Source organism: Angelakisella massiliensis, assembly GCF_900104675.1.
Taxonomy (GTDB): Bacteria; Bacillota; Clostridia; order Oscillospirales; family Ruminococcaceae; genus Angelakisella; species Angelakisella massiliensis.
In genome coordinates this window covers 2,930,399-2,951,585 of sequence record NZ_LT629945.1, presented here as the reverse complement: position 1 = coordinate 2,951,585, position 21,187 = coordinate 2,930,399, and the positions used below count along the sequence as shown (strand labels likewise).

Annotated in this window: 18 protein-coding genes; 15 read left to right on the top strand and 3 right to left on the bottom strand. The window is 55.2% G+C overall.

Features of this window, described 5'->3' with window-relative positions:
* Positions 1 to 62: 62 nt before the first annotated feature.
* The 3 genes from BQ5383_RS19520 to BQ5383_RS19505 form a co-directional block, all read right to left on the bottom strand.
* The gene (locus tag BQ5383_RS19520; protein WP_071434846.1) at positions 63 to 1,100 is read right to left on the bottom strand and encodes an ABC transporter substrate-binding protein; all 1,038 of its coding nucleotides are present in this window, start codon (positions 1,098 to 1,100) and stop codon (positions 63 to 65) included.
* A gap of 566 nt (positions 1,101 to 1,666) precedes the next feature.
* The gene (locus BQ5383_RS19510) at positions 1,667 to 2,158 is read right to left on the bottom strand and encodes a GNAT family N-acetyltransferase (RefSeq protein WP_071434842.1); all 492 of its coding nucleotides are present in this window, start codon (positions 2,156 to 2,158) and stop codon (positions 1,667 to 1,669) included.
* An 87-nt stretch (positions 2,159 to 2,245) separates the two neighbouring features.
* A complete protein-coding gene (locus tag BQ5383_RS19505; RefSeq protein WP_071434840.1) occupies positions 2,246 to 3,190 on the bottom strand; it encodes a LysR family transcriptional regulator in 945 nt (314 codons plus the stop codon).
* Between the two features lie 442 nt (positions 3,191 to 3,632).
* Between BQ5383_RS19505 and citC the strand changes: the two genes are divergently transcribed.
* From citC to BQ5383_RS19430, 15 genes are all read left to right on the top strand, one after another.
* Complete coding sequence (citC, locus tag BQ5383_RS19500) at positions 3,633 to 4,643, top strand: [citrate (pro-3S)-lyase] ligase (protein WP_071434838.1); 1,011 nt, start codon at positions 3,633 to 3,635, stop codon at positions 4,641 to 4,643.
* A gap of 387 nt (positions 4,644 to 5,030) precedes the next feature.
* On the top strand, positions 5,031 to 5,957 hold the full coding sequence (locus tag BQ5383_RS19495; RefSeq protein WP_071434836.1) for an alpha/beta fold hydrolase: 927 nt from the start codon (positions 5,031 to 5,033) through the stop codon (positions 5,955 to 5,957).
* Between the two features lie 578 nt (positions 5,958 to 6,535).
* Complete coding sequence (locus tag BQ5383_RS19485) at positions 6,536 to 7,210, top strand: class I SAM-dependent methyltransferase (RefSeq protein ID WP_083390087.1); 675 nt, start codon at positions 6,536 to 6,538, stop codon at positions 7,208 to 7,210.
* 24 nt (positions 7,211 to 7,234) lie between these two features.
* Positions 7,235 to 8,260, top strand: coding sequence for a FecCD family ABC transporter permease (locus BQ5383_RS19480; protein ID WP_071434832.1), 1,026 nt, complete (start codon positions 7,235 to 7,237; stop codon positions 8,258 to 8,260).
* Positions 8,253 to 9,065, top strand: a complete 813-nt coding sequence (locus tag BQ5383_RS19475) for an ABC transporter ATP-binding protein (RefSeq protein ID WP_235822025.1) — start codon at positions 8,253 to 8,255, stop codon at positions 9,063 to 9,065. Before BQ5383_RS19480 ends, BQ5383_RS19475 begins: the two co-directional genes overlap by 8 nt.
* 151 nt (positions 9,066 to 9,216) lie before the next feature.
* Positions 9,217 to 10,395 carry an ABC transporter substrate-binding protein gene (locus BQ5383_RS19470; RefSeq protein WP_071434830.1) on the top strand — a complete coding sequence of 393 codons (1,179 nt, stop codon included), beginning with the start codon at positions 9,217 to 9,219 and terminating at the stop codon, positions 10,393 to 10,395.
* A gap of 231 nt (positions 10,396 to 10,626) precedes the next feature.
* Entirely contained in the window at positions 10,627 to 10,779 is a 153-nt protein-coding gene (locus BQ5383_RS21290; protein ID WP_172724670.1) for a hypothetical protein, read from the top strand.
* Complete coding sequence (locus tag BQ5383_RS19460; protein WP_071434826.1) at positions 10,757 to 11,584, top strand: purine-nucleoside phosphorylase; 828 nt, start codon at positions 10,757 to 10,759, stop codon at positions 11,582 to 11,584. Before BQ5383_RS21290 ends, BQ5383_RS19460 begins: the two co-directional genes overlap by 23 nt.
* Before the next feature lie 188 nt (positions 11,585 to 11,772).
* A complete protein-coding gene (locus tag BQ5383_RS19455) occupies positions 11,773 to 14,049 on the top strand; it encodes a protein kinase domain-containing protein (RefSeq protein ID WP_172724669.1) in 2,277 nt (758 codons plus the stop codon).
* Positions 14,049 to 14,192, top strand: a complete 144-nt coding sequence (locus BQ5383_RS21285) for a hypothetical protein (RefSeq protein ID WP_172724668.1) — start codon at positions 14,049 to 14,051, stop codon at positions 14,190 to 14,192. Before BQ5383_RS19455 ends, BQ5383_RS21285 begins: the two co-directional genes overlap by 1 nt.
* A 71-nt stretch (positions 14,193 to 14,263) precedes the next feature.
* A complete protein-coding gene (locus tag BQ5383_RS19450; RefSeq protein WP_071434821.1) occupies positions 14,264 to 14,737 on the top strand; it encodes a zinc ribbon domain-containing protein in 474 nt (157 codons plus the stop codon).
* Positions 14,738 to 14,793: 56 nt separating this feature from the next.
* Complete coding sequence (locus tag BQ5383_RS19445) at positions 14,794 to 15,852, top strand: zinc ribbon domain-containing protein (RefSeq protein WP_071434819.1); 1,059 nt, start codon at positions 14,794 to 14,796, stop codon at positions 15,850 to 15,852.
* Positions 15,849 to 18,635, top strand: a complete 2,787-nt coding sequence (locus BQ5383_RS19440) for a vWA domain-containing protein (protein ID WP_071434817.1) — start codon at positions 15,849 to 15,851, stop codon at positions 18,633 to 18,635. Before BQ5383_RS19445 ends, BQ5383_RS19440 begins: the two co-directional genes overlap by 4 nt.
* Positions 18,616 to 19,959: a tetratricopeptide repeat protein gene (locus tag BQ5383_RS19435; RefSeq protein ID WP_071434815.1), complete on the top strand. Its 1,344-nt coding sequence runs from the start codon at positions 18,616 to 18,618 to the stop codon at positions 19,957 to 19,959. Before BQ5383_RS19440 ends, BQ5383_RS19435 begins: the two co-directional genes overlap by 20 nt.
* Positions 19,960 to 20,302: 343 nt before the next feature.
* Positions 20,303 to 21,184: a tetratricopeptide repeat protein gene (locus BQ5383_RS19430; RefSeq protein ID WP_071434813.1), complete on the top strand. Its 882-nt coding sequence runs from the start codon at positions 20,303 to 20,305 to the stop codon at positions 21,182 to 21,184.
* Positions 21,185 to 21,187: the final 3 nt, after the last annotated feature.

Genomic DNA, 21,187 nt, shown 5'->3' with positions numbered 1-21,187 from the left:
GTGAAAGGAGTGCAAAGGGGAACAGCCCGGCAAGGAGCTGTTCCCGCGGATATCTCCGAAAATTATTCGGTAACGGTAATGCCCAGGGCGGCGGCGGTATCGGGATTGATGACCCGGCTGAACTCAGAAAGGGTGCGTACCGGGATGGTGGCGGGATCTCCGCCCTCCAGGATCTCCACCGCCATTTCAGCGGTTTCCTTGCCCAGGTTGGTGTAGCTGATACCAACAGTGGCCAAACCGCCGTCGTTGACCATGGAATCAGCGGCCACATAGACCGGCTTGCCGTTTTCAATGGCCACAGTGGCCAGAGCGGGCATAGCGGAGGCGACAGTGTTATCAATGGGGGAGAAGATAGCGTCGCACTGGGTGACCAGGTTCAGGGCAGCCTGCTGCACTTCGCTGGAGTTGGTGACGGTAGCCTCGGTGTAGGCGATGGACTTGCTGTCCAGATACTCCTTTACCTGAGCGATGACCGACTGGGAGTTGGATTCACCGGCGTTGTAGAGCAGACCATAGCTTTGGATGCCGGGGGTCAGCTCGTCAGCCAGCTGGAAGATGGATTCCACCGGGATAGCGTCGCTGGTGCCGGTGATGTTGCCGCCAGGAGCATCCAGGGACTGTACCAGACCGGCATAGACCGGATCGGTGATAGCGGAGAAGAGAATGGGAATATCGCTGGTGGCCGCTGCCATGGACTGAGCGGCAGGGGTGGCGATGGCCACGATCAAATCCACATCGTCCCCCACAAACTTCTGGGCGATGGAGTTGAGGATGGTAGGATCATTCTGGCCGTTTTGCAGGTCATATTCCACCTTGCTCTCATCATACCCCAGCTCGGCCATGCCGGCGATGAAGGAATCCCGGATTTCGTTGAGGGAGGGGTGGTCCATCAGCTGTACCAGACCGATGCGGAGCTTTTCTCCTGAGGTGGTCTCATCGGCGGATTGGCTGCTGCTTTGGGCGGTGGAGGCCGAAGCGGAAGAAGCTGTGGAGGAGGCGCTGGAGGAAGCGGAGGAGCCGCATCCGGCCATTGCCAGGAGCATTCCGCAGGACAGCAGGAAGGCCAGGGTCTTGTTGAGCAGGTTGTTTTTCTTTTTCATGTGTTTCCTCTCCAATCTTGTTTGATATGCTTCCACCTGTTGGAGTGGAGAAGGTCTGAAGGATTTGGCGGCGCCGGGAGAAATAAAAAAGCACCTGCCCTTGCTGTAAACAAGGACAGATGCTTGAAATTACACCTGCGGTACCACCTTGATTGCCGCTTTGACAGCGACCACTCTGGGGAATGCCAACACATTCCTGACCCGCTAACGCTGGTCCTGCGTCGGGATATACTGGGCTTGCGCCGTTCCTCCCCGCCCTCAGCGGTCCATTTGTCCAGAACGTCATCCGCCGGATTCTCAGCAGCGCCGGCTCTCTGTAGGTTCGTTTTCTGGTTTTATCTCCGCCTCATCGGTTTAGCAATATTAAAGCACTTTTTAAGGGGACTGTCAACCGATTTTGTAAAAAAAATTCTTTTCTCTGCCCCACCGCAAAAAAATTCTGCGAAAAAACAGCAGCTTATTTTCCGCAAAGAGCAGGCACTTTCCCTGTTTTACCATCCAGAAAAAAGAATGCCTCAGCCGGCAGCGCTGGTGGTGTTTTTCACTTTGGCAGACCAGACGGGAAATCAATCATTGCATTCCTGCGCAAGCTGGGTGAGGGTGTCTCCCGCGATACGGTAAACTGTCCAGTCAGACATTGGCTGTGCGCCCAAAGACAGATAGAAGTCAATACTGGGTTTGTTCCAATCAAGGCACCACCATTCCAATCGCCCGCAGCCCCGCTCCACCGCGATGGAAGCGAGTTTTTGCAGCATGGCTTTGCCGTAGCCTCTGCCGCGGAATTCAGGCTTTATATATAAGTCTTCCAGATAGATTCCGGCCCGTCCAAGAAAGGTGGAAAAATTATGGAAGAATAGAGCAAATCCAATTTCATTTCCATCCACCAGCGGGAAGATCACCTCGGCTTTCTGCCGGTCAAAGATCCATGTTTCCAGGGTATCTTCATCAGCTACAACCTCATCAAGCATTTTTTCGTAGTCTGCCAATTCCTTGATGAATTGCAGGATTAAAGGAATATCCTTCCGCTGGGCAGTTCTGAAACTCAATGTGCCGCTCATTCTCGATTTACCTCCACAAATTTCAATAAAAACAGGGACAAGAGGCATTTCCCTCCTGTCCCCTTGAAAGCAAAGCTTGTACGAATTTTACCTTCCCCGTTCCTGATGATAGTAGAGGTAAGGCATGGTTTCAGTGCTGATGCGGATGAGCTCCTCAGCGGCTTTGGACAACGGCAGCTCACGGGAATAGCAAACCACCAGTTCCCAGTAGGGATGATACAGCTCCTCCAAAAAATAATAATTGGGGCTGTAGTCCTGGCTGAACAGAGAGCAGTAGCTGTGAGGCACCAGGGTGAACCCCAGATCCGCGCTCACCAGCCGGGTAGCGGTCTGGATACTTTTGGTGGAAAAACGTACCTTGGGAGTGATTCCTGCTTCTGCCAAAATCCGGTTGGATACCTGCCGGGTCCGCTGGGTGGGATGGGTGAGAATATAGGAGCGATTGGCAGTCAGGCGGATATCCAGATATTTTTCCTGGCTGTCGTCTTTGACGTAGTACTGATCATTGAGCGGGTCATCCGGCGGTACAGCCAGCAGAAACCGCTCCCTGGTCAGCCGCTGATATTCCACCGCGTCGGTTACAAGAGGCGTATGGAGGATGGCCAGATCCACCGTTCCTTTGATAATCTCGTTTTCAATGTTCACGGAAACGTCTTCCACAATGCTCACTTCTATGTTGGGGTAAAGGGTGCTGAAGGTTTTGAGCACTGCGGGCAGGGCGAAGGAGCCCAAAAAGGTGGTGGTGCCGATGGTCAGCTTTCCCGCTTTCATATCATTGAGCCGGGAAATCTGTACCTTCATGTCACTGTAGGTTTTCAGGATCATTTTGGCGCTGGCAATATAATACTCCCCAGCGGGAGTAGGCTTCATTCCATCGGAGGTGCGCTTGAACAGTTCCACGCCCAGGGATTTTTCAATGTTGGACAAACAGCGGCTCAGAGAAGGCTGAGCGATGAACAGCTTTTCCGCCGCTTTGGAAATATTCCCTTCCTCAGCGATAGTGGTGATGTAAATCAGTTCTTTTTGCGTCAAGGACAAACACCTCCTGTATCAACTGCTTCCATGGAGTCAGCCGGAGCGGACACAGCGGTTGCCAGCCTGGAACAGCTTGAAGCCGTCAGGTTATGAAAAAAAGGAAAACCGCTAAAGGAGAAAATTTCCAATAAACGGCATTTTTCTGTGCATAACCTATGAGAACATTGCAGTTTCTATTATATAATATGTGAGTTTTGCCGTCAATCATCAGCGGCAGGATTTGAAAAATTTTACCTTCCTCAGTCAGCTGACGGAAAAGAAAAGAATCGTTTCCCCTGGGGGGACCATAGATTTTTCAGTGAAAATCCCGGAAAGAAATCCCACCGTTTCCGGGAGAAAAAAAGTGGTTCTCATTGCCTGAAAAAGCAGGATATGTTATCATATCATAAGAAGCCGGAAGCCGCAAGATGGTTCCGGCCAAAGACAAGGAGGTGCATCCATGCGGGAAGAATATTCCATTGATCTGCATCAGGCGGAACCGCTGCTGAGACAGTGCGGTTTGACGCCCAACTATAAAGCGGAGTATACAGTGGGTGTGTTTGAGGATGACGAGCTGGTGGCCACAGGCTCACTGTGGGAGGATATGATCCAGATGATGGCCGTCAGCCCCGAGCATCAGGGAGAGGATCTGACAGGTACGGTGATCACCCATTTGATCGGCAAGGCCCGGGAAAGGGGCAGAACCAACCTGCACCTGTTCACCAAGCCGGAAAAGGCGGTGATGTTCCGGGGACTGGGCTTCCGTCAGGTGGCTGTTGCCCGGCCCTATGCGGCGCTGATGGAATGGGGGCGGCCCGGCATTGAGGAATACTGTGCTCAGATCAGGGAAGCCGCAGGCGCCCCGGCGCCTCTGACTGCCGCAATGGTGATGAACTGCAATCCCTTCACCCTGGGCCACAGGTATCTGGTAGAGACCGCGGCCTCCCAGTGCGACAAAGTGGTGATTCTGGCGGTTCAGGAGGATGTTTCGGTCTTCCCCTTTGAGGACCGTATTCGCTTGATCAGGGAAGGGACGGCAGACCTGCCCAATGTGGTGGTGCTCCCGGGAGGAAGGTATGCAGTATCCTCTCTGACTTTCCCTTCCTATTTTACCAAGGAGACCCAGCTGGCCTATGCCCATTGTGCCATTGACGCCGAGATTTTTAAGGCCCACACCGCTCCCACGCTGGGTGTGACACGGAGGTATGTTGGTACAGAACCTCTATCCCCGGTAACGGCGATTTATAACCAAACCCTCAAGCAGAGGCTGGAGCCGGAGATCCAGGTGGTGGAGCTGCCCCGCAAGGAACAGGAGGGCCAGCCCATCAGTGCTTCCCGGGTGCGTGCACTGCTGGCTCAGGGAGATCTGGAGGGCGTTCGGCCCCTGGTGCCGCCTACCACGTTCGCGTATTTGGAGAGTGAGGACGCGCGTCCGGTGCTGGAGAAGCTGCGCCGGATGGGGGATCAGTAAATCCTGGCACAGGAGCGGGAAAAAGCCGGACGGAGAAAAGGAGAACCTCCCGCTGCCGCGATTTTTCTGGCTTTTGCAGGATATAACATTTGGGCTTTTCCTTTCCAAACTGATCGCTTAGTGGAAAAGGGCCGCGATGATTTTTATGAAAGTGTAAACGCCGGCCCTTTCTTTTCGCCAGGCAATATCCCCAGAAACCAAGGTGCAGGGTGTCAGATTTATGAAAACGCCCCAGTGTGATTTTTCCGCGCTGTTTGCGGAAACCTTCAAAGATGGGGCATGCTCCCGGTAAAGTGAGGGGAAAACGCTTTCAGGTGAGGTCTTGTCTGCACAAAATCGTTTTGCCCCTCGTTCATAGTAAAAAACACAACACAAGGAGGAGCGACCATGTCTATCAGAGAAATCAGCTTTCCATCCGCCAACGGGCGGGATACTGTCAAAGCCTGGGCCTACACTCCCCTGGGGAAGCCCAGAGGCGTCATCCAACTGATTCATGGGTATGGAGAACATTCCCGGCGCTATCTCCACATGATCGGCAAATTCCAGGCGGCGGGCTTTGTGGTGTATGCCGATGATCACATCGGGCATGGAAAAACCGGCTATGATGGCGGGACTTTGGGCGATCCCCATTCCGGCGGCTATGAGACCTATCTGAAGGACGAAAAACAGCTCCATGATATTGCCGCAGCGGACTATCCGGCGCTTCCTTATCTGATGTTTGGCCACAGCTGGGGCTCCATGCTGGCCCGGGCCTATGCAGCCTGCTATGGAGAGGATTTGACAGCGCTGATGCTCTGCGGTCTTTGTTCCCAGTGGAAGGGCTGTGAGGAGGCCTATGAAAATGAGGAGTTCCGGGCGGCTTATGAAGCGGACCCCTATCAGCCCGCCGGTCCGTGGTTTGGGAGGGTGTTCAGCGGTATGACAGACCGCATCGCCAATCCCAACGGTCCTTCCGACTGGATTGCCAATGATCCTCGGGTAGTGGCAGACCACGGAAGCGATATGTTCAACACCTTTGATACCACTTTGGAGCTGGTGTGGGACTTTGTGCAGCTGTATCACTTTATCGAAAATCCCCAGTGGGCGGAAAAGGTTCCCTCCCGGCTGCCGGTTTATTTGATTTCCGGTGATCAGGACCCTTGCGGCAACTATGGCGAAGGGCTTTATCATGTTGCCAACCTCCTTGCCCGCAGCGGCAATCCTGTTTCGGTAAAGGCTTATTCCGGTTATCGTCATGAGATCCATAATGAGCCTGAGCTACGGGATGAGGTGGAGGAAGGCTTGATCCGTTTCCTGGATGGCGTACTGAGTTGATTGGGGATAGGAATCGGTCCCGATATTGGTACAGGGTGTCAAAAATATTCAGGTTTTGAGGCTCCGGCCCGCTGTTTTTCAGCCAGCGGGCCGGAGCTTTGCTGTGCCGTCCCATTCACGGCAGCTGTGAGAAAAAGAGCGTACCCTCAAAAGTGCGGCACACTTTTATGGGAACTGGGTACCCCCTGGATACGAAGCCGTTTTTTGATGAAAGCAGCTTTGGTCCCCGGTTTCACGCCCCGGCAGGCGCAGGCCATGGATTTTACAGCGGTCTGAAAGTGTTTCTGCAGGATGGAAAAAGTGATGAACAGTGGTGAAAAAGGTTCGTTACAGGGTTGACATTCAATGGGAAAATCGTTATACTTTACCAGAGATAACGAGGGCCCACCTTCTTTCAGGCAGCCCATAGCATTGGCTGTATCCGGGGCGGACAGAGAAGCTTTCCATGCGAAAAGTCATGCGTTTCAGCGACACACAGCGCCAGGGGAAAGCGCCCAATAGGAAAGAAGTTTTGCGGCACGAGGATTTTGAGGGTGAAAATACCTTCCCACAGTGGAGGAAGGAAAGGAGGCTCCGCAATGGAGCGCCAGGAGGAACAAAAACAAGGATACAGTGATATGTCTGCGGGGGAAAAATTCCCTTTTGATTTTATCGCGGAGTATATTTTTTATCCCATTTATCCGGTGATTGCCCAGGATATCCTGGAGCGGACCGGTATTCGCCAGGGATGCATGGTAGATATCGGCTGCGGCGGCGGACATCTTGGAATGGCGCTGCTGGAACAAAGCCGCTTGACAGGGATTTTTGTAGATGTCAATGACGCGGCTCTGGATCTTGCCCAAAAACACGCTGACCAGCGAGGACTGACTGACCGGTGCCGTTTTTTGCAAGGGGATGTACACCATTTGGCGCAGCTGGAGGATGGCTGTGCCGATCTGGTGGTCAGCAGAGGATCTTATCATATCTGGTCCGACCTGCCCAAGGCATTGAAGGAAATCTGGCGGATCCTGGCGCCGGGAGGCCGCACTTATGTGGGCGGCGGCATGGGAAGCCTGCAGCTGGTGGAGCAGATCCGGCCCCGGATGCAGCAGATCCGTCCCGGCTGGCCTGAGGATGTGATGGCAAAAAGCGGGTCCATCACAGACGCTTCCCTGGAACAGATCCTCAGAGAAAGCAATATTCCATACCAGCTCCTGCATACCCAGGACAACGGCAGATGGATCATCATGGAAAAAGAGGTAAATCCCGGCTGATGCCGGAAAGGAGCGGTATTCCCTGTGAATTGGAGACAAAAATTGGCGGATTGTTGGCCGCTGCTGTTGCTGCTGCCCCTGGGGGCGTTTCTGTTTTCCTTTACCATCGGCAGCTTTCCCATTGCGCTGCCGGACCTTTTACATACGCTGTATTATCATTTTGTTGATCCCAGCCAGATCATCAACCCCAATATGGAAACAACGCTGTTCAATATCCGGTTGCCCAGAGTGCTGGCAGCTTTGCTGGTAGGAGGCGGTCTGGCGGTCTCCGGTGCTGCCTATCAGGGGATGTTTAAAAATCCCATGGTTTCCCCTGATATTCTGGGAGCCTCTGCCGGGGCGGGCTTTGGCGCCTGTATCGCCATGCTGCTGGGTCTGCCCAATATCCAGGTGCAGCTGCTGGGCTTTTTGGGGGGAATCCTGGCGGTGTTTATCGCCACCACTGTTACCAACCGTTTCAGTCAGGACGCCATTCTGGGTCTGGTGCTGGGGGGGATGATGGTCAGTACCCTTTTTCAGTCCGGTACCTCCGCCATCAAGCTGCTGGCTGACGCTGACGATAAGCTGCCCCAGATCACATTCTGGCTGATGGGCAGCTTCAATACCATTAACAAAACCAAGCTGTGGAGCATTTTGGTGCCGGTTGCTCTGGGCTTTCTCATCCTTTTCGGAGTCCGCTGGCAGCTGAATGTCCTTTCTTTCGGTGAGGAGGAAGCACGGAGCATGGGAATCAAAACCGCCCGGGTGCGCCATCAGGTGATCATTGCTTCCACCCTCATCACCGCCGCCTGTGTCTCCATTTGCGGCATGGTAGGCTGGGTGGGACTGGTGATCCCCCATGCCGGACGGGCACTGGTGGGCCCCAATTTCAAGCGCCTGCTGCCCACCTGTGCCATTTTAGGCTCCACCTTTCTGCTTTTGGTGGACGATGTGGCCCGTACCGCTTTTACGGTGGAACTGCCCATCGGTATTTTGACATCTTTTATCGGCGTGCCGTTTTTCTTCCTGATTTTCAGATACGGCAGCGGGAGAGGGAACGGCCATGAGTGAACAGCAAACCATGATAGAGGTCTCCGAAGTGCATTTCAGCTATGGCAGCCGCCCGGTGCTCAATGGAGTTTCCTTTGATCTGCACAAAGGAGAATATGTCTGCATTCTGGGCGCCAATGGCTGCGGAAAAACCACTTTGCTCAAAACCATGCTGGCGTTTCTGAGGCCCCAGCAGGGAAGCATCCGCCTTTATGGCCAGGATGTACACCATATGGATGAGCGGAGCCTGGCGAAAAAAATCGCTTATATTCCCCAGACCCATACTCCGCCCTTTCCCTTCACCGTGCGGGACGTGGTGCTGCTGGGAAGGACGCCTCACTTGAGCCGGATGTGCCAGCCCACCAAAAAGGACCAGGAAATTGCCCGGCAGGCTATGGAGCGTCTGGGGATATCCGCCTATGCTGACCGGTGCTATACCCAGCTTTCAGGAGGACAGCGGCAGATGGTGCTCATCGCCCGGGCCCTGACCCAGCAGCCTGATCTGCTGATTATGGACGAGCCCACCGCCAGTCTGGATTTTGGCAACCAGTATCTGGTGCTGGAGCAGATGCGCTGCCTTGCCCGGGAGGGGATGGGGGTGCTGATGGTTACCCACAACCCGGACCATGCCCTTTACTGCGCGGACCGGATCATCGCCATGCGGGGCGGCCGGATCGTTGCCATGGGGGACGCCTCCCAGGTGGTCACGGAACCGACCATGCAGCAGCTGTATGGAATGGAAATCAAGGTGCGCACCGTTTCTGTGGAGGCGGAGCGGGAGGCCACCATCTGCATTCCGGTTCCCCGGCTGGGAACGGAAAGATAACCTTTCAAAACCTTGTGCCCATGTGGATATCAGTCATTCTCAGGTGCAACAGCCTGTGGAATAGTCCCCCGGCCGTTATCTTTGCCGGAGGTCCTTTTCCCGTCCCGTCTGACAGGGAAAGGGAAGATCTGAAAAAAAGAGGAGGATTTTCATGAAAAGAAAGTTTCAGTCCCTGCTGGCACTGACACTGGTGCTGCTGCTGGTACTCACCGGCTGCGCAGGCCAGGCCGCGTCCAGCGCGGCATCATCCGTGGCATCCACACCGGCAAGTGAGGCTGCCGACTCCCAGGCGCCGGAGAGCAGCGAGGCCGCAGCTTCTGACGGTACTGTGGAAATTGTGGATATGGGTGGACGTACGCTCACCATTCCCTCACCGGAAAATCTGGAGCGGATCTATCCCACCGGCTCCACCGCGCTGATGCTGCTGTATACCCTGGCTCCCGATAAGATGACCGCCGCCCCCAGCTCTACCGGCAGCGCCTTTACAGAGGAGCAGAAAAAATTCGTTACCGAAGAAGTGTGGGATCTGCCCAGCTATGGTACCATGTCCGGCAGCAATGGCTCCCTGAATCTGGAAGCCATTAAGAACGCCGATGTACAGGTGATTCTCAGCATGGGCACCAGCACCATCACCGAGACCGATATTTCTGAGGCGGATGACCTTCAGGCTCAGCTGGATATCCCTGTGGTGCTTTTCAGTGGTGAGATGGCGGATTATGCCGAGGCGTACCGCCTGCTGGGCAAGATCATCGACCGGGAAGAGGACGCGGAGGAGATCATTGCCTACACCTCCGATATCGTGGAGAAGGTTGAGGCTGTAGCGGCCCAGGTTCCTGAGGAGGAGCGGGTGACCCTCTATTACGCCGAGGGTGATGACGGACTGGCTACCGAACCCGCCAGCTCCAACCGTTCCTATGTTTTCAATACCGCCGGTGCTATCAATGTGGCTCAGGTGGACGCCAAGTCCGGTTTCGGTCAGTCTGCTGTTTCCATGGAACAGATTCTCAGCTGGAATCCTCAGATCATCATCACACAGGGTACCTCCAACGCCTATGAGACCATTCTCAGCGATCCCAACTGGGCTACCATTGACGCGGTAAAGAATGGCCGGGTTTACAAGATGCCCGATTTGCCTTACAGCTGGGCGGACCGTCCTCCGTCTGTCAACCGCTTTATCGGCCTGCACTGGATGGCCAACCTGCTGTATCCTGATCTCTATGACATTGACATCGTGGATGTGGCTATTGATTATTACAAAGTGATGTATCATGTGGATGTCACCCGGGAGGACATGGAGGCTTTGCTGGCCAATTCCATTCCCCAGGAATAATGGCGGTTATCAGCAAAAGAATGTGCCCGACTGCTTTATGCGGTAAAAAAGAATTTCCTGTTTAATGGGATGTTTTTCGTCCTTCGCCGTGTCTATAAAAATGCGGCGAAGGGCGTTTTTCTTCTTGAAAAGAGAGAATCTCAGAGAGAGAGCCCTGTCTTTTATTTTGCCCTTTCATTTGATTTTGAGGCGATCACCTCCATCAGTGAAAACCGCAGCGGGAGAGAAAGATTGACGCAGCTGGCTGTGCCAGATTATAATGTTGTCAGCGTCTGTTATGGAAAAGAGGACCCCTTGCCCATTTTTGGGGAAAATATGTTGGAGCATTCCATCCAGACAAAAAACACAGGAGGAATAAACGATGAATTACCAGAAGATGTGTGAGGCTGCTGATTATATGCGTCCCCTGCTGCCTGAGACCCCAAAGGTTGGGCTGATTTTAGGCTCTGGGTTGGGAGATCTGGGAGAAAAGCTGGAGGAGCCCAGAAGAATCATTCCCTATGGGGAGATCCCCGGCTTTGTCTGTTCTACCGCGCCCGGCCATAAGGGCCGTTTTATCTGCGGCAGGCTGTCGGGTGTACCGGTACTGTGTATGCAGGGCCGTCTGCACTGCTATGAGGGACATGATATCACCGAGGTGGTGCTGCCGGTGCAGGTGATGCGGCTGCTGGGTGTGGAGACCCTGATTCTCACAAATGCCGCCGGCGGTGTCAACCTGGATTTCAAGGTTGGGGATCTGATGCTGCTGGAGGATCACATCAATTTCATGGGCCGAAATCCCCTTATCGGCAAAAATGCTCCTGAAATGGGCCCCCGTTTCTGCGATATGAGCTATACCTATACCCCGGCTTTGCGGAAGCTGGCACTGGAAGCGGCGCAGCGGCTGGGCATTTCCCTGCGGCGGGGCGTATATCTTGCCACAACCGGCCCCAGCTTTGAGACCCCTGCCGAGATTCGGGCTTTCCGCACATTGGGAGCGGATGCTGTGGGAATGTCCACTGTGCCGGAGGCTATTGCCGCCTCCCACTGCGGGATGAAGGTGCTGGCCTTTTCCCTGATTACCAATATGGCCGCCGGCATTCTGGACCAGCCTCTCACAGAGGAAGAGGTCATCGAAATCGGCCAGGCCAAGGGCCAGGAACTTCAGAAACTGGTGCTGGACATTTTGGCCCATCTGCCTCAGGCGTAAATATCCCTCCACCAGGGGGAAGTGCTGAAAATGCAGATCCCCCCCTTTCTGTTTTTTGAAATGGCGCAGATCATTTCATGGCGCTGCCTTTTGTTCTGGAAGGCAGCGCCATGCTTTTTTATTCCGCTGAAAACCTGATGAAAAAGTTTTTCAAAACTGAAAGCGCTCAGTTTCAAGGCGGATGCCCTTTGGAAGAGAAAAACACACCTGTCTGCATCTTTGGAAAAAGTCATTTTTCGACAGAATTGATTGAAACAGGAAGAAAAACCCAGTATAATATTACCATTGATATGAAAAAGGCGGAGCAGATGTTTCCCTTTTGTGGAGACGCTTTATGCAGCCGCGGAAAGGGCGGAGCTATGGCAACAGTTTTGGAGGATGGTGTTTCCGCGATACCGCGAGAGGTATTGGGAGACGACCTGGTGGATGTGCGCCCTCTGGGGCAGCAGGGAGGTTTCAGCAATTTGTTCCGGGCCCATAAAGTGGGGCTGGATGTGGATGTGGTCATCAAGCGGGTTCAGGGACGTTTCCAGGGCAGATTGGACCAGCGGGGCGAGGCCAGGATCATGACGGCCCTGCGCCACCAGTATCTTCCCCGGATTTATGACCTGAAGCTGGCCTCTGATGGCTTTTGTTATACCATTATGGAGTTTGTGGAGGGCTGTACTCTGCGGGAGTATGTCCGCCGGGAAGGCGCGCTGGACCAGAAGCTGACGCTGAAATGGGTCCGGCAGCTGTGTGAGGTGACGGAATATATGCACACCCGCCGTCCCCCCATTATCCACAGCGATCTCAAGCCGGAAAATGTCATGATCACCCCTCAGGGGGATATCTGTGTCATTGACTTCAACGCTTCCCTGGAAGCCCGGGAGGAGGGACAGGAAGCCATTGGCGCTTCCTCCGGCTTTGCCGCCCCCGAGCAGTATAATCTGCCTCCTCAGAGGTTTCCTGCCGGCAGCCCGCTGCTGCCTGTGGTGCGGGCGGCACAGGGCTATGGCAAGGTGACGCCCCGTACCGATCTGTATGCCATCGGAGCTCTGGGATATTATATGCTCACCGGTTATGATCCGGCGGTGTGGTGCGCCGGGGTGACGCCTTTGACCGACTATGATATCCAGCTGGGGGATGCCTTCCGGCAGGTGCTGGAACGGGCAATGGCCCCCAAACAGTCAGAGCGTTTCTCCTCGGCGGGAGAGATGCTGCGGGCCCTCAACAACCTCAGCCGCCTGGATGCCCGGTACCGCCGCTGGGTGCGTCAGACCCGCATAGCCGGGCTTTGTGTCGGTCTGTGCCTGTCGCTGGGAGTGCTGGGAATTCTGTTGGGCCTGCGGACTTTGGAAGAGGAAAACCGTGGAAATTACCTGGCATTGGTGGAGCAGGGAAGCACCCTGCGGCAGCAGCAGCAATACGCCCAAAGCCAGCAGGTGCTGCTGGAGGCGGTGGCGCTGGATCAAAGCCGTATCGAAGCCTACAGCCAGTTGGCGGCGCTGCTGTACCAGCAGGGGGAATATCAGCAGGCCATCGATTTGTTGGAGGGAGTGGAATTCCATAAGGCGGACGCCATGACCCAGGAGGAATTTGAGGCGGCTCAGGGACAGATCCGTTATTTGGAGGGGAACTGTTTTTACCGCCTGGAACAATATCAGCAGGCGCTGGAGAGTTATCAGCTGGCGGTGTGGCTGACGCCGGATCTGCCGGAGTATCAGCGGGAACTGGCCATCTGTTATGCCCGCACCGGCAACCAGAAGCTGGCGGAGGAGACAGTGGCTGTGATGGAGAGCATCGGCGCAAAGCAGGAGGACCTGGCGCTGACCCGTGGGGAGATCGCATATGCCTATGGAGAATACGACCAGGCGCTGCCTCAGCTGATGGCGGCAGCCCAGGGCGCCGGTGATCCGGCGGTAATGGGCCGGGCCTATATCCAGGCGGCCAACTGCTGCATGGAGTTGGGACGCACCGATGAGGAGATTGCTGTTTTGGAGGAGGCCCGGGACCGTCTGGGCGCGGCGTCCAACAGCGTTCAGACACAGATGCTTTCGGAAGCGCTGCTGCGGAAGGCCAATGAGAACCCCCAGCAGCGGCAGGAGCTGTATCAGCAGGCTTTGTCCCTGTTGGAAGAATTGCTGGCGAAAGGTTATGTCACCTTTACTGTGGAGCAGAACACAGCTGTGGTGCTCCAGGTGCTGGACCGGTATGAGGAAGCGGAAGCGCTGCTGATGGAAATGGAGCAGCGTTATCCCGGGGATTACCGGGTGCCCATGAGGCTGGCGCTGCTGTATGGGGATCTGGAGGGAAGCCGGGAAACAGACCAGAGAGACTACAGCCGCATGGCTGAATGCTGGAGCGAGGCCCGCCGGTTATATCAGGCAGCAGGTGTCCAGGACAGTGAAATGATCCGTCTGGAAGAGATGGTGGCCCAACTGGAGCAGCTGGGCTGGGATCTGGAAGAAGGAGGCGGTGCGTAATGGTGCTGACCAAAGGGATGCTGCTTCTTGCGGGCGGCATTGGTCTGGTGGTACTGGGCCTTTTGCTGGGTGTGGTACTGCTTGTGACACTGGGACGCAAGCGAAAAGGGATCGAAGAAGCGGTTCGAAGGGAATATGACTGACGGAGCTGCTCCGTAGGTCTGTCCATATAAAGATGAAGTGATAACATACAAATAACAAGGAGGAAAAAACAATGGCAGCATGGAAAGACAGTGTCAGCCGCTTTGCGCAGAACGCGGTGAGCAAGAGTAAGGAGATGGCGGAGGTCACCCGCTTGAATATGGAGATTGGCGGCCTGGAGCAGCGGATCAAGGAAAATCACGCCGCTTTGGGGAGATATCTGCTGGAGCGGCCGGAGCTGCTGCCGGTGGGTGACCCCAAAGTGGATGAGATCCTGGGACAGATCAAGGAAGTGGAGGCCCAGATCGAGCGGGATCGGGTCGCCATCCGGGAACTGAAGAATATTGAGCTGTGTCCCCAATGTGGGGCCGAAGTGGTCCGGGGCAATCGTTTTTGTCCCCAGTGTGGTTCTCCCATGGCAGCAGCTCAGCAGTCTTCCCAGGGGGAGCCTGCTCCTGCCCATACTTGTCCCGAGTGCGGTCAGCTTTTGGATGAAGGGGCGATATTCTGCGGCAACTGCGGAGCCAGTGTGAAATCCAGCCAGTGATTTGACAGATAAGCGGAGACGGGAAAGAGGTGCGTTCCAGTCTCCAGGAGGGAAGTATGAAGAAGAAAATAGGAGCGGCGCTGCTGGTGTTGGCGGCGCTGCTGACGGCCTACTCCGTGACAGCTTTTTTGCTGCTGCGGGGATTGGGGGCCTATCGGCTTTCCACTGGTCTGGGGCGGGTGCTGTCGGTCAGCTGGCAGTATACCGCCTTGGCGGCGCTTCTGATATGGCTGCTGTTGGCGGCAGTGGGACTGAGAAAAAGGGATAAAAAGCAGAAGCTGGCGCCGGCGTCGGGAAAACAGGAGAAAAATCCAGCTCCTGTGTCAGCAAAGAAGATTCCCCCAGCCAAAGGCAGCAAAAAGCCGGGTTCCACTGGGGAAAAGAAAAAAATTCCTCCCGCTGCGGGAATGGGTCCAGCGGCGGCTGAGGAGCCCCAAACGGTACTTTTGAAAGAGTCCAGTTCCGAAAAACAGTCCCCGCCTCAGGATCAAACGGTACTTTTGCAGGAGCAGACGGAAACGGTGCTGATGGAAGAGGCTTCTCAGGCGGCTTCAGGAGAGAATGCCGCCTTGTCTTCTCAGCCTGAGGCTCCGGCCCCGGAAGAAACTGTGCTGCTGGAGACACCAGAAAAGAATAAAGTGGAAAATGTCCCGGCAGACCAGACGGTGCTGCTGACCCGGGAGACGCTGGATGCCGCATCTCCGGCTTCCGTGGGAGGGGATACCCTTTTGATGGAGGAACAGGAACTCCCCCTGACGGATGGGACAGAGCTTCTGGCTTCGGAACAGCTTGTGGAAAAAGAATCTGCGGACAAGCCGGAGTCTGCGGAAGGGGAGGCTTTTGCCCCTGGGGAAAAGAGCAGCGCCGATTCCGCCACAGTATTGATGGCAGAAGAGATGCAGGAGGAAAAACCACAAAATATGCCGGAGCAGGTCTCCTCCACAAAGGATGATGGCGATGAGCGGTCTGCCGCAGCAGAAACGGTCCGTGAGGAACAGACTTCCGCTGCGAAAACGGAGGAGCGGCCGGGGGTCTGCCCCTCCTGCGGCGCGGAGCTGATGCCGGGGCGCAAGTTCTGCATCAAATGCGGCTACAGAATAGGAGGGGGAGTATGATTGTTTCGCTGATAATCGCCGCCGCCGGTCTTTTATTGGCAGCGGCAGGTATATTGCTGCGGAAAAAGCTCCCCCGCCGCTGGATGGCCTCACTGCTTGCGGCGGGGGTCCTGGGGAGCGGCGCCGGGGGAGCCTTCAGCTGGGTGAACTGGAAGCAGCAAGAGGAAGACCGGCAGCGGACCTATCTGGCCCTGTGCTATTTGGAGCAGCAGCGGCTGGAGGAAGCGGACTATTATCTGAAAAAGGTAGGCCGGGATACCTTTGTGTCCGTGGGAGCCCGGGCGGTGCTGGAACAGATGCGGGGAAACAGCCTCATTGCCCAGATGAAGGCCGACAGCCTGGAATCGTTGGCTGGAAATGAGCAGCAAAAAAATGTGACCCTGCAGATCAGGGCCGTACAGGGAAACGATATCCAGAGCTGTCTGACGGCCATATCCATTCTCCGTGACCAGATGAAGCTGTCGGAAAAAGCGGAGCAGCGCTTTCAGGAGCGCTTTCTGATGGAGACCGGCCAGTGGATCGGGCAGCAGCAGTCCCCTGATGGGGCGGCTTCTTCCCAAAATGAAGAGGAACAGCTGCGCATTTCCATCAACGGGGCGATGGGCAGCGGAAACTGGTACCAGGCAATGGCAAACAGCGTGTCCCTGGTGAAGCTGCGGGGGTCAGCGGAAAACCGCCTGCTGTTGGCGGAGGTGATTGCCGAGTGTGCCTACCGGGGTCAGGAGATAGACGGAGCCCTTTTTGCCGATGAGGAGGGAAATGTTCCCGGCAGCATCTCAGGGACCAGAGAAAAGCTGTCCAAGGAGCTGGAAGAGGTGCGTCTGCGTCTGGAGCAGCTTTCCCTGTCTCCGGCGGAAGGGCAGCAGGCACTGGAAGAGGAGAAAAAGGAGCTGTATCAGCGCCAGGAGGAGCTGGAACAGGAGTATGATTTTCTCTTTGTTTACCGGGCCTTCAATTCCATTGCCGACATCCATTCCCTGGAGGCGGATATTGTCCGGGCAAGGCTTTATTACGCCATGCGGGACTATGAGGATGCCGTGACAAGGCTGCTGGATGCCGCTGACTCGGTGGAGGCAAAGCTCACCTCCGATTCCAGACTGCGCAGCGCCCTGAACATTTTGCAGCAGGTGTATGACAGCCAGCCGGATATCGGCACCGATTCGGTGGAGTTCCGGGATGCCGTTTCCACCGTGCTCACTGCCGGTACACCGGATATGGCGGGTATCAGCGCCAGCGGTATTACCCGGGATTTTTCCGATTATATCGTCAGCCAGCAGAAGACCTATGGCCGGGATCTGTACGCCGCTAAAGTGGATTTGACAGAGTATCCCCAGGTAACAGTGACCCTGGCCGGCCGGGAGGAAGTGATTCATCAGGTCTTGGACAAGGAAGAGGTCATTGCCAAAGATACCCGGCAGCCGGTACAGTATGAGGCGAAGCTTCCTGAAAGCCAGGGCATGATGGAGCTTTGCTGTGTGGTGGACCAGAGCGGAAGTATGGGAGGAACTCCTATCGCCAATCTCCGGGCGGCCCTGGAGAGCTTTATCGGCAGTCTGGATGAAACCACCTTTTTGTCTCTGGTGGGCTTTTCCGACTCAGCTCAGATCTTGGCTCCCTCCAGCGGGGACCACGCGGCGGCGCTGTACGCGGCCCAGCAGCTGAGTGCTTTGGGCGGGACCAATATTTCCGCCGGCATCAGTATGGGGCTGGAGGCCCTGGGAGAACATGGAATAGGCGGTACCATGCTGTTGATGACCGATGGCCAGAGCGGACTGGATCAGTCGGTGGTGGAGCAGGCGGTACAGCAGGGTGTGGTGATTCACACCATCGGTTTCGGCAGCGTCAACGACCAGCTGCTTCAGGAGATTGCCGACGCCACCGGCGGTCAGTATATCCGCGCCGAAAGCTCCACCGAGCTGGTAAGCGTCTATGCCAGTCTGGCAGGCGTTATCGGCAACAGTGTACAGCTGCGGTATACCGCGCCTGATCCGGAGACAGACAGCGGACGATATTTCTTTGTTTCCGTTTCAGATGGCAAGAGCAGCGTCCGGGTGGACTATGCCTTGCCGGTGGAAGAAGAGGTTTTGCCTGCGGTTACAGGCGTTTCCCCCAATTTTATCTGGGCGGAGAATCTGGAACGGCTGGCAGAGCAGGAAAACGCATCCCTTTCCTTTACCCTCACCGGTGAAAATCTCAGCCTCGTGACGGGAGTGACCATGGGTGGTGAGACCATGACCCTGCAAACAGGCGCTTCAGACAGCGTTCTGCGGGTGCAGGGGACACCGTTTTCGGAGCCGGGCTGGCAGAAAGTCATATTGGAGACAGCGGATGGAGAAGCAATTACCTATGACTATCTGGTGGCCGCGGGAGAAACGTCTCAGATACATGATTTCCATTTGGGCAATGTGTGGCTTACCAGCAGCCAGACGATGATTCTTCCCGATGGTACTGTGGTTCTGGGAAGCGCTCGGGTGCGGGATACCGAAAATATTTCCGATGCCGCCGCCACCTTGTCCCTGTCGGTGGAAGGCTTGCTGTTCTTCCAGCCGGAAACTCCCTTGGCACAGGAGGGGGCTGTGGAAGGACCGGTGGAGCTGGGAGAAACAGGGGCTCTGGAGGGATATGGCACGGTGCGGCTGCTGTCGGGGGACAGCGCTTATCTGGATCAGAGCCATTCGGTGGTGGCCCAGGGAAGCTTTCTGCTGGACTGCACCGGAGAGCAGATGAAGATCATGGAACAGCTGCAGAAAGGAGGGGTGACGGATGGAAACGCTCAAAGCTAATAAGGGGCCGTTGTTATTGCCGCTGCTGCTGGTGATACTGACAGTAGCCGCTTACGGGATATGGAACACCCTGTTTTCCACCGCCACCGCCGCCTCCTGCCTTACGCTGGGACGGCAGTACCTGTCGGAACTGAATTTTTCAGGAGCCATCCTGGAGTTTTCCAATGCCATTGCCATGGACCCCTGCAATAAGGACGCTCAGATCGGTCTGGCTCAGGCCTATGCGGGGAATGGTGAATATGAGATGGCCAGTCAGGTGCTGGTGGAGGCGATGGATGAGGACCGGCCGGACCGGGAACTGTCGGAGGAACTGGTCAACATTTATGTGGAAAGCGGCAGGGAGAGCCAGGCGGTCCAGCTGATCCAACAGCTGATCACCCAGACCGATGAGGATCAGTATTATGAGCTGCTGCAGCAGGTACTGGAGCTGTATTTTCAGCGGCCCTGGCCTTACTGCGGCGGTGAAAATCAGGCTCTGCTGATTCAGGATGGACAGCTGCTCAGCCGGGGTTCCAATGTTTTGGGCCAGTTGGGGACAGATCATTGGCTGGGAGAAAAGGAGATGACCCAGGAGGACTTTCTGCCCGCGGATTTTCCCGGTGAGGCCCTGCGGGTCAGCAGCGGCGGTCAAACCAGCTATGTGGTGGACCGCACCGGCAATCTGTGGGCGGCGGGAGAAAACCGCTGGGGACAGATGGGGCTTTCTTATGGTACCGCCCTGCCTCAGAGCGGCTGGACCTGTCTGATGGATACAGGGGATATAGCCGCGGCGGCTGGAACCCCGGGACGGCTGCTGGTACTGCGCACAGACGGAAGCTTGTGGCAGTCCGGCGGTGCCGTGGGACAGAATTTCACCAAACTGGAGCAGTTCCCGCCGGTGATTGCTCTGGAGAGCGATGGCGAAAGCTGCTACATCCTCACCAGCCAGGGGAAGCTGTATGTCTCCGGCCAAAGCGGACAATGGCAGCTGCTGGGCAGCGATGTAGTGGAGTTCACCCCTCTGGGCAGAGGACAGGCAGCATGGATTGGTTCCGACGGCAGCCTGTATGGAATACCTTACCGGGCAGGAGATTGGCAGTCCACCAATAATGGCGGGGTGTATCCTGGCTTCGGGGTTCGTACTGTGGCGTGCGCCTCCTCCGTGATGCTGATGGAGGATGCCGATGGACGTTTGCTGCGGATCACAAGGGATGGACAGGTAAGCGAGGTCACGCTGTCCGCACCTTTGACAGGGTTATATGGAAACGGTGTTTATGCTGCCGCCTGTCTGGAGGATGGAACTGTCCTGCTGTGGCAAAATGGAAATGAGTTTAAAATATTGTGACTGAAAAATGGCTTTCAAATGGCATATGCTGTTTGAAAGCTATTTTTTTGTGCCTCAAAAAAGGGTTGTGAGAAAAAATAAATTCCTTAAAATTCTATAAAAAGTAAATTTAATACATTAATCCAGCTAAAAAACAACAGATAATGGAAAGTTAATGATAAATCTGTTTTTATTTTTCAATATCATCTAAATATTACTAAAATATTGAAAAATTTGTTGTAAAAGGATATAATCAATCTAAGATTGCCAATTTCTAGATTTTTCGTGAACAATTGATGAAGTGAAAAACTGGAAAAATGTATTCCCTCCTTGCCGGGAAGATGTGAAAGAGGTCTTTTGCCCCATGAGATTTTATCGGTTACTATCTTTGCTGACAGTGGTTTGCATATTATGGGGTTGCTGCGCCTGCGGAGGGCCGGAAACAGTTTCCGGCGGCTCCAGCTGGCAGACTCAGTATGACCTGGGTGTCCGCTATTTGTCGGAGGGCAACTACGCTGAGGCCGTCATCGCCTTTACCGCTGCCATAGACATCGACCCCAAAAATCCTGCGGCCTATATTGGCCGTGCCCAGGCAGCCGTTTTTTCCGGGGACACAGAGGAGAATCTGTCCGCCGCTCTGTCCGACTATGAAAAGGCCCGGGAGCTGGGGGACAACAGCGGGGAAGTGTGGCTGGGTATAGCGGACATTTACATCCAGCAGGGAGATTATGAAAAAGCGATACAAACGCTGGAACAAGGGTGGAATGAAACGGGAGACGAAGCGTTGAAGGATGCCCTTGCTTCTATGGAGATGGAGGATGAAGCCCCTGCTTCCGATACGGCTGTGAGCGATCTGGTTCATTTTACAGCCAATATAACAGAGGTTGTGCTGGATCCGCCCATTGCCGGGACCAATACGGATTCTATAGGGCAGCTGCGATTTTCCTATACATGGGATACAGATCAGATTGCGCCGGAACTTTCGGAACGAATCTGGACAGCGCTGATTGCCGCCTGGTCACCGGAAGGCTTTTCTGATGAGGAAATTTATGAGCTGGCCGGAATGTATGAGCCGTTATGGAAGGCAGAGGGCAGCTTGTGGAAGGATTATCCCGATTCCAACGGTTCCTTTCCGGTATGGACGGAGGACCTTGGAACCACCCAGCAGGTGCTGCTGTATGCGCTGGATGGGGAAGGGACCATTTTAGGATATTTGATTCTGTCTGTAGAGATACCGGCAGAATGATGA

Excerpts from the sequence above, each read along its gene's own strand:
- BQ5383_RS19445 (WP_071434819.1), top strand. The coding sequence starts at position 14,794 with ATGAAGAAGAAAATAGGAGCGGCGCTGCTGGTGTTGGCGGCGCTGCTG.
- BQ5383_RS19520 (WP_071434846.1), bottom strand. The coding sequence starts at position 1,100 with ATGAAAAAGAAAAACAACCTGCTCAACAAGACCCTGGCCTTCCTGCTG.
- BQ5383_RS19475 (WP_235822025.1), top strand. The coding sequence starts at position 8,253 with ATGAGTGAACAGCAAACCATGATAGAGGTCTCCGAAGTGCATTTCAGC.
- BQ5383_RS19495 (WP_071434836.1), top strand. The coding sequence starts at position 5,031 with ATGTCTATCAGAGAAATCAGCTTTCCATCCGCCAACGGGCGGGATACT.
- BQ5383_RS19460 (WP_071434826.1), top strand. The coding sequence starts at position 10,757 with ATGAATTACCAGAAGATGTGTGAGGCTGCTGATTATATGCGTCCCCTG.
- BQ5383_RS21285 (WP_172724668.1), top strand. The coding sequence starts at position 14,049 with ATGGTGCTGACCAAAGGGATGCTGCTTCTTGCGGGCGGCATTGGTCTG.
- BQ5383_RS19450 (WP_071434821.1), top strand. The coding sequence starts at position 14,264 with ATGGCAGCATGGAAAGACAGTGTCAGCCGCTTTGCGCAGAACGCGGTG.
- BQ5383_RS19510 (WP_071434842.1), bottom strand. The coding sequence starts at position 2,158 with ATGAGCGGCACATTGAGTTTCAGAACTGCCCAGCGGAAGGATATTCCT.
- BQ5383_RS19440 (WP_071434817.1), top strand. The coding sequence starts at position 15,849 with ATGATTGTTTCGCTGATAATCGCCGCCGCCGGTCTTTTATTGGCAGCG.
- BQ5383_RS19485 (WP_083390087.1), top strand. The coding sequence starts at position 6,536 with ATGGAGCGCCAGGAGGAACAAAAACAAGGATACAGTGATATGTCTGCG.
- BQ5383_RS19430 (WP_071434813.1), top strand. The coding sequence starts at position 20,303 with ATGAGATTTTATCGGTTACTATCTTTGCTGACAGTGGTTTGCATATTA.
- BQ5383_RS19435 (WP_071434815.1), top strand. The coding sequence starts at position 18,616 with ATGGAAACGCTCAAAGCTAATAAGGGGCCGTTGTTATTGCCGCTGCTG.
- BQ5383_RS19470 (WP_071434830.1), top strand. The coding sequence starts at position 9,217 with ATGAAAAGAAAGTTTCAGTCCCTGCTGGCACTGACACTGGTGCTGCTG.
- citC (WP_071434838.1), top strand. The coding sequence starts at position 3,633 with ATGCGGGAAGAATATTCCATTGATCTGCATCAGGCGGAACCGCTGCTG.